The sequence below is a fragment of the Microbulbifer maximicatervae (SeqCode) genome, from assembly GCF_052468095.1.
The window spans coordinates 4,484,127-4,497,505 of record NZ_CP174332.1 but is presented as its reverse complement, the minus strand read 5'-3'; the positions used below and the strand labels follow the sequence as shown (position 1 = coordinate 4,497,505).

Here is a 13,379-nt window from a genome sequence, read left to right as displayed (position 1 = left end):
GCGCAGTTTATTTAGCAGCCAAGTTTATCAGCCCAAAGGGGTCCCGCGTAGTGCTGGGGAGCGCATTTAGCGCACCCGCTTGCCTGTCAGTCTGACCCATCCCTCGTGTTCGCCGTCAGGATCGAACTCAATCCATTCGCTGTAAGCATTTTTCACCTGCTCTGCCTGAGAACTGAGGATGCCGGACAGACAGATTTTTCCGCCCAATTGAGTGAGCTGTATCAGTTGAGGGGCGAGTTCTACCAGGGGACCGGCGAGGATATTGGCCAACATAACATCGGCGGCTTCGCTCGGCATTTGTTCTGGCAGGTAGACCGGGAAGCGCTCGGGGTCTATGCCGTTGCGCTGGGCATTGTCGCGGCTGGCGAGCAATGCCTGGGGATCGATATCGGTGCCGAGAACTCGCTCTGCTCCCAGTAGTAGTGCGCTAATCCCCAGAATGCCCGAGCCGCAACCGAAGTCGATGGCACTCTTACCTGCGAGCTCTTGCTGCGCCAACCATTGCAGACATAGGAAAGTAGTTGGGTGCGTGCCAGTGCCGAAAGCTAGGCCCGGATCGAGCAGCAGGTTCACGGCGTCCGGCTGTGGTGGCTCACACCAGCTGGGGCAGATCCACAAATTGGGGCCGCACTGGATGGGTTTGTAGTGGGTCATCCACTCTCGCTCCCAATCCTTGTCCTCAAGTTGCTCCCAGCGGGCATTGGGCAACATTTCGCATAGGAAGGAAGCTGCTTTTGCCTCGGTAACTGAGGTATCCACTTCCGCATCGAACAACCCGGTAACCCGTGTTTGCTCCCATAGGGGCACCTCTCCGAGCCCGGGTTCAAGGATCGGTTGGTCAGCGTTGTCTTGCAGGGTGACAGATACGGCACCGGCAAAAAGCAGTGCGTCTTCGATTTTTTCCGCGTGATCACGGTCGGTGTCCACGCGGAGTTGTAGCCAGGGCATAATTATTCCGGAATTGTTATAGCGATGTTTACGGCATTGTTGCGGCCGGGCCGCACTCAGATAACGACGCTTGCCACGCCATCCATGGCAAGGTTCAGTGTCGTTATGTTTGCCGCAATTCTCGCTAACTTTGCCCCGGCTGGCGAGCGCTTAAAGACCTAACTTCTTCTCCAGGTAGTGGATATTGACCCCACCCTTGGCAAAGTTTTCATCTCGTACCAACTCTTCCTGTAGGGGAATATTGGTTTTGATGCCGTCCACTACCAGTTCCGACAGGGCCACACGCATACGCGCCAACGCGGTTTCACGATCTTCCGCATGGGTGATCAGCTTGGCGATCATGGAATCGTAGTTGGGGGGTACCGAGTATCCGGAGTAGAGATGGGAGTCGACCCGCACACCCAGGCCGCCAGGCATATGGAAGTTGTTTACCTTGCCGGGGCTGGGGAAGAAGGTCTGTGGGTCTTCGGCATTGATACGGCACTCAAAGGCGTGACCTTTGATTACGATATCTTCCTGCTTCAGGGATAGCTTCTCACCGGCACAAACCCGAATCTGCTCCTTGATCAGGTCGACGCCGGTTACCATTTCGGTAACGGGGTGCTCCACCTGGATACGGGTGTTCATTTCGATAAAGTAGAAGCGCTCATTTTCATACAGGAATTCAAAAGTACCCGCGCCGCGATAGCCGATATCGATACAGGCTTGTACACAGGACTCATGTACCTGCTCGCGTACCTTATCGGGAATGCCCGGAGCTGGGGCTTCTTCCAAAACTTTTTGATGGCGGCGCTGCAGGGAGCAGTCGCGATCGCCCAGATGGATGGCGTTGCCCTGGCCATCGGCCATTACCTGGATCTCAACATGGCGGGGATTCTGCAGGAATTTTTCCATGTAGACGGTGCCGTCACCGAAGGCCGCCTGGGCTTCGGACTTGGTCACGGCAATCGCGTTCACCAGTTCCTCTTCCCTTTCCACTACGCGCATGCCGCGACCACCGCCACCGGCGGCAGCTTTAATAATGACCGGATAACCGATGCTGCGGCCGATCTCCATGCAGCGTTCGCTATTATCGGGCAGCGGGCCGTCAGAGCCTGGAACGGTGGGAACGCCAGCCTTTTTCATGGCGGCAATTGCAGACACCTTGTCCCCCATCAGGCGGATCACATCCGGGTCAGGGCCAATAAAGGTAAAGCCGCTCTTTTGCACCTGTTCGGCGAAGTCCGCGTTCTCTGCGAGAAAGCCATAGCCGGGGTGCACGGCTACTGCGTCGGTGATTTCCATGGCGGAGATCAGGGCCGGCACATTTAGGTAGCTCTGCGGGGATGGGTTGGGGCCGATGCATACAGATTCGTCGGCCAGGCGTACATGCTTGAGATTGCGGTCTACCAAAGAGTGCACCGCCACAGTGGCGATGCCCATCTCTTTACAGGCGCGCAAAATCCGCAATGCGATTTCGCCGCGGTTGGCGATTAGGATTTTGTCGAACATTGTGACTTACCCCACTCAGACGATGGTCACGAGGGGCTGGTCAAACTCAACCGGTTGGCCGTCCTCCAGCAGGATCGACTCAATAGTACCGGCCTTGTCGGCTTCGATCTGGTTCATCATTTTCATCGCTTCGACGATACAGACAACATCGCCAACTTTGACCTGCTGACCCACTTTCACGAAGGCCTCGGCGCCAGGGCTGGGTGCAGCGTAATAGGTGCCTACCATCGGGGATTTTACCGCGTGTCCGCTGATAGCCGGCTTGGACTCTTTTTCAGCTGGGGCAGCAGGAGCGCTGGGCGCCGGAGCAGCGGGGGCGGCAACCGGTGCGGGAGGCGCGCTGTAAATCGGTGCAACGGGTTGGGCTGCGCTGCTGACGCCGCGACTGATGCGCACGGACTCTTCGCCTTCTTTGATTTCCAGCTCGCCGATATCCGATTCTTCGAGCAGCTCAATCAATTTTTTAATTTTGCGGATATCCATAGTTATTTACTCGCAGTTTGATTCATTGTTGTGCAGGTGTGGCATCCAGTTGATGGATGGCTGCCTGTAGAGCCAGGGTGTAGCTGTTGGCGCCAAAGCCACAGATTACGCCGCAGGCCAGATCTGAAAGATAGGAATGGTGTCGGAAAGCTTCCCTGGCGTGGGGATTGGACAGGTGAAGCTCAATAAACGGGATGGCAACGGCTGCCAGGGCATCGCGCAAGGCGACACTGGTATGGGTGAATGCAGCGGGATTGATCACGATAAAGTCGACCCCACTGGTCGCCGCCAGGTGAATTCGTTCGAGCAGGGCTGATTCACTATTGCTCTGCAGGGCTTCCAGTTCGTGGCCGGCGGCGCCGCATTGGCGCTCGGCGGCTTCATTGATATCCGCCAGGGTGGTAGACCCGTAGATGTGCGGTTCGCGACTGCCTAAAAGATTTAGGTTGGGGCCGTGAAGGAGAAGAAGTTTAGCCATAATTCGCCCTGAAGAAAGTTGCCGAAAACCCATATAAAGTGGGTTAAAATTGGCTATCTTGCGGGCAAACTCGAAATTTCGGCCTAGCTGCCCGAACTCATCTACCGAGTCTGCCGCAAAAGTGACTCCCTGTCCATGCCAGACCCGGAGTTTATCGAAGTTAGCAGCAGTTCGGCGATATTGGGCAAAAAATTAGTTCAAAATATCCGGGCTGTGGCCTGTTTACCTTGGGTTATTGGCTACAAAGGCGCCAAAAACTTTACTGAGTCACCCCAGTGCTCAAAGGGGAGTCCACAGCGTTCTCCAATTCCTGTAGTAAATCATCTTGAGACAATATTTGCGGCAGTATTTTTGCGTCGCCTCCATCGGCGGGATAGAGGAGATACAGCGGCACACTGGTACGCCCGTATTTGGCCAATAATTCGCTGATTCGCGGGTCCTGGTTGGTCCAATCGCCTTTCAGCGCGACCACGTTGAGGCGTTCCAAAGCATCACTGACCTCGGTGCTCGACAGCACAGCTTTCTCATTCATCAGGCAGGTGATGCACCAGGCCGCCGTCATATTGGCCAGAACTGCACGCCCCTCACTGCGCGCAGTCTCCAGTCTCTCTGCCGAATAGGGCTCCCAGTAATCGCTGCTGGACAATTGTTCAGACTGATTGATGGTTTTCAGTTGCGGAAGTAGAAAAGCCGCCAAGGCCAGGGAGGCCAGGGCCAGGGAACCGCGCAGCCAGTGCCATTGCGGACGCGGCCAAAGCCACAGGGCAAATGCAATGGCTACGGCACCAGCCAGTACCAGGGCAACCCCATCCCCCCCGGCTTGTCGGCCCAGAACCCACAGTAGCCATACCGCAGTGAGATACATCGGAAATGCCAACAGCTGCTTCAGGCGATCCATCCAGGGGCCGGGTTTGGGCAGCTTTTCCGCCAGAGCGGGGATATAGGTCAACAACAGGAAGGGGGCCGCCATACCGGCGCCAAGGGCGGCAAAAACACTTAGCGCAATTAGCGCGGGCTGCGTAACAGCAAACCCCAGTGCGGAGCCCATCAGCGGTGCAGTACAGGGACTGGCCACCAGGGTTGCCAGCGCGCCGGATGCCACAGAGCCCGACAATCCCTGACGTTTATTCAGGTTGCCGCCAATACCCATCAGGTTACTGCCGAGTTCGGTCATTCCAGACAGGCTCAACCCCATGATAAAAAACAGGTAGGCGAGTGCTGCCACCAACCAGGGGGATTGAAGCTGGAAGCCCCAGCCGACAGCCTCTCCGCCGGCGCGAAGGGCGAGCATCACTGCGGCGATAGCCACAAAGCTCAGAACTACGCCCAGTGTATAAGCCCAGCCGTGGTGGTGCCTTTGGCTTGCATTTTGTGCAGCCTGGCTCACTGCCAGTAATTTAATCGACAGTACTGGAAAGACACAGGGCATCAGGTTCAGGATCAGGCCACCGGCAAATGCGAGAAGCAGCGCCAGTGACAAGGTGACATTGCTACTGCCTGCGGCACCGCCAGCACTCGCCGGCGGAGTGGGCGCGCCTGTAATTAAGGCGCTGTCCTGCGATTCTATGTCCTGACTGGCAAAATCCACACTGTAGTATCGGGTCTGAGGCGGATAGCAAAGGCCGGCATCTGCGCAGCCTTGATAGTGGAGCTCCAGTTGGGTAGAACCATTGGTTTCAGGGATATCCAGGGCAAATTCGAGCTGGCCTCGGTAGACCTCAGTCTCTTTCTCGAAATAGTCGTCCCAAATGACTTCACCGGTTGGCAGGTTCAGGGGGATGGGAGTTTTTTCACCATTATCGACCCTGTACAGCGCCAGTTTTTCGCGATAGAGGTAGTACTCTGGGGCAATCTGGAAGAGTGCACTGAGGCCGTTGGCATCAAAGAGCAGATCCTGCTGATAAGCTTCATCGACCGGCAGGAAAGTGTTTTCCTGGGCGCTGCTCAGCGAGGCAAAAGGGTTATCGGAATTCTGCGCTGTAGCTCCAATGCTGGTTGTGGCCAGCAGGATTGTCAGCAGAACGAGGAAATTTTTTCGGAAACTTTTGGTCATCACAGCCATAGATGAAAAAATTCATTATAGTCGGGCGCATAGTTCAGACTGCTGCACCAGACGGGGGTTCAGTCGCCGCAGCAGTATAGCGACGCCAGTGGTACAAAAAAACAACAATAGGGGATTGTTTTGCCGTCATTTGAACGCCTTCACAGCCTTGGGGTTTTACTGCTACTGGCATTTTGCCTAGGGGCCTGCTCATCCAATAAGCCCGCACCTAAAACGGTTGTCCCTCCTCCCGCCCCTAAAAAGACGCCATCCCAAGACCAGGTTCGGCGCAACAATATTTCTTTTTTTTTGAGTCGTGCGGAACAGGCGCTACGCAAAGGGCATCTAACCCAGCCTGCGGGCGCCAGTGCCTACGACTATTACCTGCGTGTATTGCAACTGCAACCGGATAACAGCAAGGCAGAAACCGGTATTCAAACCATTGTGGTCACCTATGTTGAGCGGGCGCGGGACGCCCTGCGTCGCAGGGATTTTGGGGAGGTGAACACCCTGTTGAAACGGGCCGAGATGTTGGCCCCGGCCAATCCGCTGGTGGCTGAAGTGCGTACACAGTTGGTCCGCGAGCGGGGGAGAGCGCAGCTCGATTTACCGCAAGGGGAGGTGATAGGTCTGCCAGCCGGTGAACTTACAGCAAGGTCTGCCGGGCTGGTGGAACAGTTGCAGCGAGTAGCGGGCAGGATTCGCAGCGAGCAGCTGCGCGTCATTATCGTAGCGCGCAGTGATGCTGAGGGCCGTTGGGTTTATCAGCAACTGCGCGAGGCTGTGCCCGGGTATCGGGTACGTGGAGATATTAAAGTCGGGAATCCGGCGAAACTGATTCTGATTAAGCCCAGCGGAGGGGCACCATGAAAAAAGTATTGGCATTTGCCTTCTTAATCACCGCACTCCTTGTGTCTAAAGGCGTCTATTCCATAGGAATTACGGCGGAGGGGTATGCCCGGGAAACTCCTCCGGGACCTTCGATGAGCGCTGCCTTTGTGTCGCTGCACAACACTGGTGATTCGAGTCAGGTACTCACAGGTGTGGAGCTGCCGGGTGTTGAACAGGCTTCAGCAGACCTGCATACCACAATATCGGAGAACGGAATAAACCGGATGCGCCCGCTGGATCAGCTGACGATTGCCGCCGGGGCAAGTGTAGATATGGCTCCCGGTGGAGTTCACTTAATGATTAAAGGTCTGCGCTTGCAGGCGGGGGAAGAGTTGCCGTTGCGACTGCTTTTTGCCGATGGCAGCAGTGTAGATATTCTTGTGCCAATAGTTCGGATGAGTGATGAGGGTGAGCATCACCACCATCACCATGGCTGAATTGGCAGTTTTTTTGAAGTGAGGGGGAATTAAACATGAAAAAGTTATTGGTTTTTGCCGGTGTATTGCTACTCAGCGCTTGTGCTCACAGCCCGCTGCAAATTTGGCTGCAGCCTCAGGTTCAGGTTGCTCCTGAAGCGATAGGCGAAGGCTTTAGTATGAGTGTGATGGGAGTTAATGAACTGCCCTCTGGCGGCTTGGGATCATTGGGTGGTGTTTATGCGGATACTGCTCAGGTAAGTATTGGCAATGACGCTGGTGAGGCTATTGCGGCGGGATTGCGTGAGGGTTTTTCAAATTGGTCATTCCGAATTACCGATAGCGCGCCGGAAGTTCAGGTGATCGCAAAATTGGTAAAACTCACCTACAACAGTCCAAATACGGTTTATACCACCGAGATTGATACCTCTGCTGAAATTCACCTGGAAGTGAAAATTGGTCCTCGCACTTATTTCGGCACTTACAGCGCTTCCGGCAAAGATCGGAACCTGGTTAAGCCCAGCCGTGAAGAAGTCCAAAGCCGTGTGAATGGACTGCTCAGCACAACTCTACAACGAGTATTTGAAGACGAGAAATTAAAAAATTTCTTGCGCAGCAATCTGTGAATGTGCAATTTATACATTTGTAGAAAAAACTCGGCTGGGAGGCTGGATAATTGAATAAAATCGGCGATCGTGGGCGATGATGTCGGTAACCTTTTTCGGTTATGGCCTGTCGCAAGGCACCTCCCCGCTACTGGGAAAGGTTTGCGCTTTGCTCTGTTGTGTTTTGAGTGAGTTTTCCCGTGACGCTGTTTAATCCAGAGGCCGCAAGTTACCTCGGCCCCCTCGCCCAGTTGGAAGAGGGGCTGCGCCCCTGTGAGCAGATCAGTTTACAGGCGGCGGAGGCGGCTCTCGGTGAAGTTGCCGATGGTGTCATTGTCACCGATGCTGCGGGTACGGTGGTTTACACCAACCCCCTGGTCAACGAAATGACTGGGGACCTGGTTGGACTGCTGCCCGGCCAGCCACTCAGCGAAGGTTTGCGCCTGTGCAATAGCCGGGGCGATGCGATAGAGCCGATACTGCCGGCATCCAGTGACCTGGGTGAAGTACCCAGAACCAGAGAGTTTAATGCCTGTATTGAGCGCCCAGGGGAAGAGCATGTCCCGCTTGAAGTGACCGTGCAGGTAATGGCTCTTTGGGATATGGGGGTGCTAAAAAATTATGTTTTGGTGCTGCGGGATACCTCTGCCGCGCGCCGGGTTTCCACCCGCCTTATGTGGCAGAGCAGCCACGACGCCTTAACCCGACTGCCCAACCGACAATTCTTTGAGAGTGAGCTGCAAAGTCAACTCAGCCTCTGTATCGATAAACGCCAGCACCATGTATTGCTCTACCTGGATGTTTATCAATTCAAAGTTATTAACGACACACTGGGCTTTGTTGCCGGGGACCAGTTGTTGGTTCAGTTGGTGGAGTTAATCAAGCGCTGCCTCTCCAGCGACGATCTGTTTGCCCGAGTCGGTAGTGATGAGTTTGCGATACTATTGCGCGACTGCACCTTGGAAGAGGGTGGTCGTGTGGTGGCTCGGCTGCGCGACTCTGTGCAGAACTTCAGTTTTTTCTGGGAGGGGAATGACAACCGGGTCGCGGTGTCGATTGGTGTTGTTGGTGTCGATCACTTTACCCCCAGTGCCAGTCAGTTACTGGCGTCGGCCAATGATGCCTGTTGCAGTGCCCGGGAGCAGGGCAGAAATCGCGTTAAGCTGTTTGGTGACTCCCGCAAGGTATTGGAGAAGCGTCGCGAGACCACCTGGGTTGCGGAAATTCACGCGGCTTTGCGGGAAGATCGCCTGATGTTGTACCGACAGCCAGTGGTTTCACTAAAGGGGGACCGCAATGTCCACCACTATGAAATCCTGGTGCGGATGCGCGGCCGTGATGGTGGAGTGATTTCACCGGGGCTGTTTTTGCCAGCCGCAGAGCGCTACGGCTTGATCGAGGAAGTGGACCGCTGGGTAATTCGCCGGGTCTTTGACTATATGGCCCAGGAGCAGCGCCTGGGGATGGTCGGAATTAATTATGCGGTCAATATTTCCGGTATCAGCCTGGGGGATGAGACCTTTGCTGATTTTGTGCTGCAGTCTCTGTCCGATGCCGGTGTAACGCCTTCACGGGTTCAATTTGAAATTACAGAAACTAGCGCCATCAATAATCTTGAACGAGCCCTGATATTTATCCACAAGCTGAGAGCCGCCGGTTGCAGCTTTGCCCTGGATGACTTTGGTCGCGGTGTTTCCTCCCTGGCTTATCTGCGTCAGCTACCGGTAGATTTTCTTAAAATCGACGGAAGCTTTGTGCGGAATATGCTCGAGGATGAAATTGATAGCGCAATGGTGAGCACTATTGATCACTTGGCGAAGAGAATGGGTATCAGCACTATCGCCGAGTATGTAGAGAGCCCGGAGTTAATGGAAAAGTTGAGCCAGATGGGAGTGGACTATGCCCAGGGGTTCGGTATTTCCGCAGCGACGGGGCTGCCGGAGCTGGATAGCTACCCGGGGATGCTCCACCATTCCAGAGGGCCCAAGCCTTAGGGGCCCCTGGAAATCATGTGCCTATAGATAACTGCTATTAGGCAATTGCTATTAAACAACCGGTGCGAGTAATTCGGAGTGCTGCTCGGCTTCTAGTCGCGGGCCGTATTGGCTCACCACCTGGGCGGCAGCGCGGCAAGCGAGTTCGCCGGCTTCGGTAAAACTCATTTCGCGGTTGATACCGTAGAGGAAAGCACCGGCAAACATATCGCCTGCGCCGTTGGTATCGATGGCGCGGACTTCGGGACTCTCTATGCGGTGAACGTCGTTGCCGTCCCATAGCAGTGCACCGTCGGCGCCCAGGGTAATCGCGAAACTGCGGCAGTAATCGCGCAGCGCTTCAACGGCGCCCTCCACAGAGTCGGTACCGGTAAAGCCCAGAGCCTCATCCCGGTTGCAGAACAGCATATCCACACCGCCGCCAATCATTTCCCGCAGCCCTTCGCCGAAGAACTGAACCATAGCCGGGTCAGACAGGCTGAGAGCGGTTTTAACTCCGTGGGCTTCGGCTTCTTCGCGAAGCTTGATCGCTGCGGCACGGCCCGTTTCAGAGGAAACTAGGTAGCCTTCGATATAGGCCCACTTGGAGGCGGACAGTGCATCGCTATCCAGCTCAGCGACTGAGAGCTGTTCACTCATTCCCAGATAGGTGTTCATACTGCGTTCGGCATCCGGGGTGATAAGCACCAGGCATTTGCCGGTAGTGCCCTCATCAGCTTGCTTCAGTGTTTCGGGGTAGTCGACCCCGGCGCTGTTAAGGTTGTTTCTGTAGAAATCACCATTCTCGTCAGCGGCAACTTTGCACGAATAGAAGGTGCGGAGACCGAAATAGCTGGCAGCAATGACCGTATTGGCACCGGAGCCGCCGCAGGCCAATTTGGCAGTGACCATATGGTTTTGAAGGTCGTCTACCAGCTGTTGCTGACGGGCGTCATCTACCAGGGTCATGATTCCCTTTTCCACGCCAAGGCTGCTCAAATCCTGGTCCGACACTTCGATTTCTGTATCGAGTAGGGCGGCACCTATGCCGTAGAGATCGTATTGCTGCATATCATTCCTATTCGGGCTTATTGTCTACATTTCCGCCGCATTATGGACGTGATTTTGCCAAGTGCAAGGCATTGGGGAGGGCTGGCGACAGCAAACCCTCACATAGGCGCTTGTTACATCTTGGTGAACTTATAGGCGGTTGCTGCGGTCAATCCTCGCACAGGTGTAAATAGCACCTTCACGTAAACCGCCAGGTGATAGATACTGCCAAGCCTGGATTTTAGCCCGCTAATTGAGTGGGCCCGCCAGTGCTGAAAGGCACTGGCAGCAAGATACCAGCGGAGCTGCCACCTGCTGGTACCCTGCCTTCGACTCTTCGATTGGGGCTGGTTAGGTCTCATGAGTCGCTTGATGTACTGAGTTGGCAGCGGGACTGAATCCTCATATGGCATCAACGAAACGCCGGCGCGTCAGAGCGTCAAAGCCCAAACGACGATATCGCTGGCTCAAGCTGCTAGTGCTTTTAGCCCTGGTGGGCTCCCTGGCGCTGGCAGCGTATATGGCTTACCTGGATGTGCAGCTGCGCGAGCGACTGGATAGCCGTCAATACCAACTCCCCGCCCGAGTCTACGCTCGTCCGCTGGTGCTGCGCGAGGGTATGGCAATGCATCCGGATGAGTTGGAGTCCGAATTTGCTGCCTTGAATTACCGCAAGCAGGGCACTCTGAGTGAGCCTGGTTCCTGGGTTCAGGACGGAATGAATTACAAGGTCTGGCGCCGGGACTTTATCCATGCCAATGGCCGCCAGCCTGCTGCGGTGGTCTCCTTCCGTCTGCGCAATGATCAAATCAGCGGCCTGCGTGATGACAATGGCCGAAGCCTGGCAGAGTTTCGCCTGGACGCAGCTAATATCGGCTCTCTACTAGGGGGAGGTGACGACCGCAATCCAGTGCGTTTCGATGATATTCCTCCCTTGGTAGCCAATACCCTGATTGCTGTTGAGGACCAGGACTTTCTCAATCACTTTGGTGTTTCCCCTCGCGGTATTGCCCGGGCCATGGTGGCCAACGCAAAAGCCGGACGATTGGTACAGGGTGGCTCCACAATTACTCAGCAGTTGGTCAAAAATATCTTTTTTGACCATAAGCCCAGCCTGAGGCGTAAATTCAACGAGGCCCTGATGGCCATCCTGATGGAGGTGCACTACGACAAGCGCTATATCCTGCAGGAATACATCAACGAAGTATGGTTGGGTCAGCAGGGTGCCAGAGGTATTTATGGCTTTGGGTTGGCCTCTGAATTCTATTTCCAGCAGCCCCTGGACACCTTGGAACCCCATCAGGTAGCGCTGTTGGTGGGGCTGGCGAAAGGTGCGTCTTACTACAACCCCTGGCGCAACCCCGAGAGAGCACTGCAAAGGCGCAATACCGTGCTGGAATTGATGCTGGAGCAGGGGCTGATTACTCAGGAGGAGTTCCAGAAGTATTCCGCCAAGCCTCTGGGGGTGGTCAAGGGTGGTGTCGGTGCGCAGAATCCTTACCCGGCCTTTACTGAGCGGCTGTTGATTGAATTGCGTCCCTACTACTCCTACGAGGAATTGCGCACTTCGGGTTTACGGGTTTACACCACCTTGGCCCCTTCGGTGCAGAAGTTGGCGGAGGAGTCCATCAGTCAGGGCGTTAGCCAGCTGGAGAAAGACCGAGGGATCAAAGCCAATTCACTCCAGGCCGCGACAGTATTGTTGGATAATCGCAACGGCAATGTGCTCGCCATGGTGGGAGATCGGAACCCGGACTACCCAGGCTTCAACCGGGCGCTGGAAGCCCGCCGCCAGGTGGGCTCCCTGATTAAGCCGGCTGTGTTTCTCACTGCTCTAGAGCGACCGGAAGAGTACAACCTGGCCACCCTGATCGATGATGCCCCGGTGAGAATTGAAGAGGCGGATGGCGATGTATGGATGCCGCAGAACTTCGATAAGCGCGCTCACGGACAGATACCGCTATATATCGCTCTGGCCAAGTCCTATAACCTGGCGACGGCCCATTTGGGATTGGATCTCGGCCTGCAGAATGTGCGCCAGACGATTCGCCGCCTGGGTGTTGAATCCAGGCTCCCCCGAGTGCCGGCGATGTTGCTTGGTGCTGTGGAGATGACCCCGTTCGAAGTTGCCGGTATGTACCAGACCATCGCGAACAATGGTGAGACGGTACAGCCGCGCACACTGCTGGCGGTTTCCGATGCCCAGGGCGGCCGTGTACAGCACTTCCGCCGCAAGGCTAATCGCGGTGTCGACCCCGTTCCAGCTTACCTGTTGCGCTGGGGGCTGGAGCAGGCCATGCGTGAGGGTACCGGACGCCGCTCTGCCAAGCGCTTGCCAAGTAGCATCGCCTTTGCCGGGAAAACCGGAACCACTAACAATAACCGCGATAGTTGGTTTGCGGGCTTCTCGCCGGAAGTAACCGCTGTAGTCTGGCTCGGGCGCGACGACAATGAGCGCACGCGCCTAACTGGCTCCACCGGCGCACTGCCGATCTGGACGGAGATTATGCGCAAGCTGCCCCATCAACATGGACCGGCAGAGATGCCCCGAGGAGTGGAGCTTAAGTCAGTGAACTCCCGGGGGCAGTTTATGGACCCGGATTACTGTCGCGGTGGTTATGAGATTCCTTTCTCCTACGAGAGCCAGCTGCAACCGGCGCCGGAATGTCGGGGGCAGAACCGCTGGCGCTGGTTCCGCAATCTATTTGGCAATGGTCGCGACGAAGCGGCTCCCAGAGAGGAGATGAGTCCCGGTTGGGGGGTGGATACCAGTGAGCAGCAGATGCGCGATCAGCGCCGCCAACAATTGCAGGAACAACTTCGAGGTGACGATGCGGAAGAGTTTGGTGTAGATCCCGAGTATGGCTCCGATTATGAAGAGGAGCCCCTGGAGCTGCCAAGAGATAATACTTTTGGCGGGAGGGCTCACAGCGTACCGGTAGAGGAAGCCCAGCCGGTGGGGCCTGACCTGGAAGATCAGTGGCCCTAGGGAAGGTAGCGCGC

Annotated in this window: 11 protein-coding genes; 5 read left to right on the top strand and 6 right to left on the bottom strand. The window is 55.7% G+C overall.

Annotated elements, in window-relative coordinates; genetic code table 11:
* Window positions 1-66: 66 nt before the first annotated feature.
* The 5 genes from prmA to ACJJIL_RS20000 all read right to left on the bottom strand — a co-directional run bounded on the left by prmA (window position 67) and on the right by ACJJIL_RS20000 (window position 5,462).
* Window positions 67-948 (bottom strand): 50S ribosomal protein L11 methyltransferase, encoded by an 882-nt coding sequence (gene prmA / locus ACJJIL_RS20020; RefSeq protein WP_445360601.1) that lies wholly within the window; start codon window positions 946-948, stop codon window positions 67-69.
* A 150-nt stretch (window positions 949-1,098) separates the two neighbouring features.
* Window positions 1,099-2,439 carry an acetyl-CoA carboxylase biotin carboxylase subunit gene (gene accC / locus ACJJIL_RS20015; RefSeq protein WP_445360600.1) on the bottom strand — a complete coding sequence of 447 codons (1,341 nt, stop codon included), beginning with the start codon at window positions 2,437-2,439 and terminating at the stop codon, window positions 1,099-1,101.
* A 15-nt stretch (window positions 2,440-2,454) separates the two neighbouring features.
* Window positions 2,455-2,922 (bottom strand): acetyl-CoA carboxylase biotin carboxyl carrier protein, encoded by a 468-nt coding sequence (gene accB / locus ACJJIL_RS20010; RefSeq protein WP_282934436.1) that lies wholly within the window; start codon window positions 2,920-2,922, stop codon window positions 2,455-2,457.
* Window positions 2,923-2,944: 22 nt separating this feature from the next.
* Window positions 2,945-3,400 carry a type II 3-dehydroquinate dehydratase gene (aroQ, locus tag ACJJIL_RS20005; RefSeq protein WP_445360599.1) on the bottom strand — a complete coding sequence of 152 codons (456 nt, stop codon included), beginning with the start codon at window positions 3,398-3,400 and terminating at the stop codon, window positions 2,945-2,947.
* 259 nt (window positions 3,401-3,659) lie between these two features.
* Entirely contained in the window at window positions 3,660-5,462 is a 1,803-nt protein-coding gene (locus ACJJIL_RS20000) for a protein-disulfide reductase DsbD family protein (protein ID WP_445360598.1), read from the bottom strand.
* 120 nt (window positions 5,463-5,582) lie between these two features.
* Between ACJJIL_RS20000 and ACJJIL_RS19995 the strand changes: the two genes are divergently transcribed.
* From ACJJIL_RS19995 to ACJJIL_RS19980, 4 genes are all read left to right on the top strand, one after another.
* Window positions 5,583-6,311: an N-acetylglucosaminyltransferase gene (locus ACJJIL_RS19995; protein WP_445360597.1), complete on the top strand. Its 729-nt coding sequence runs from the start codon at window positions 5,583-5,585 to the stop codon at window positions 6,309-6,311.
* A complete protein-coding gene (locus ACJJIL_RS19990; protein WP_445360596.1) occupies window positions 6,308-6,769 on the top strand; it encodes a copper chaperone PCu(A)C in 462 nt (153 codons plus the stop codon). The genes ACJJIL_RS19995 and ACJJIL_RS19990 overlap by 4 nt, the downstream gene beginning before the upstream one ends.
* A 35-nt stretch (window positions 6,770-6,804) precedes the next feature.
* Window positions 6,805-7,374 carry a YajG family lipoprotein gene (locus ACJJIL_RS19985; protein ID WP_445360595.1) on the top strand — a complete coding sequence of 190 codons (570 nt, stop codon included), beginning with the start codon at window positions 6,805-6,807 and terminating at the stop codon, window positions 7,372-7,374.
* Between the two features lie 179 nt (window positions 7,375-7,553).
* Window positions 7,554-9,347 carry an EAL domain-containing protein gene (locus ACJJIL_RS19980; RefSeq protein WP_444936731.1) on the top strand — a complete coding sequence of 598 codons (1,794 nt, stop codon included), beginning with the start codon at window positions 7,554-7,556 and terminating at the stop codon, window positions 9,345-9,347.
* 51 nt (window positions 9,348-9,398) lie between these two features.
* Here ACJJIL_RS19980 and ACJJIL_RS19975 read toward each other — a convergent pair whose 3' ends face one another.
* Complete coding sequence (locus ACJJIL_RS19975; protein WP_413664263.1) at window positions 9,399-10,397, bottom strand: adenosine kinase; 999 nt, start codon at window positions 10,395-10,397, stop codon at window positions 9,399-9,401.
* A gap of 385 nt (window positions 10,398-10,782) precedes the next feature.
* Between ACJJIL_RS19975 and mrcB the strand changes: the two genes are divergently transcribed.
* A complete protein-coding gene (mrcB, locus tag ACJJIL_RS19970; RefSeq protein WP_444912056.1) occupies window positions 10,783-13,365 on the top strand; it encodes a penicillin-binding protein 1B in 2,583 nt (860 codons plus the stop codon).
* Window positions 13,366-13,379 lie beyond the last annotated feature (14 nt).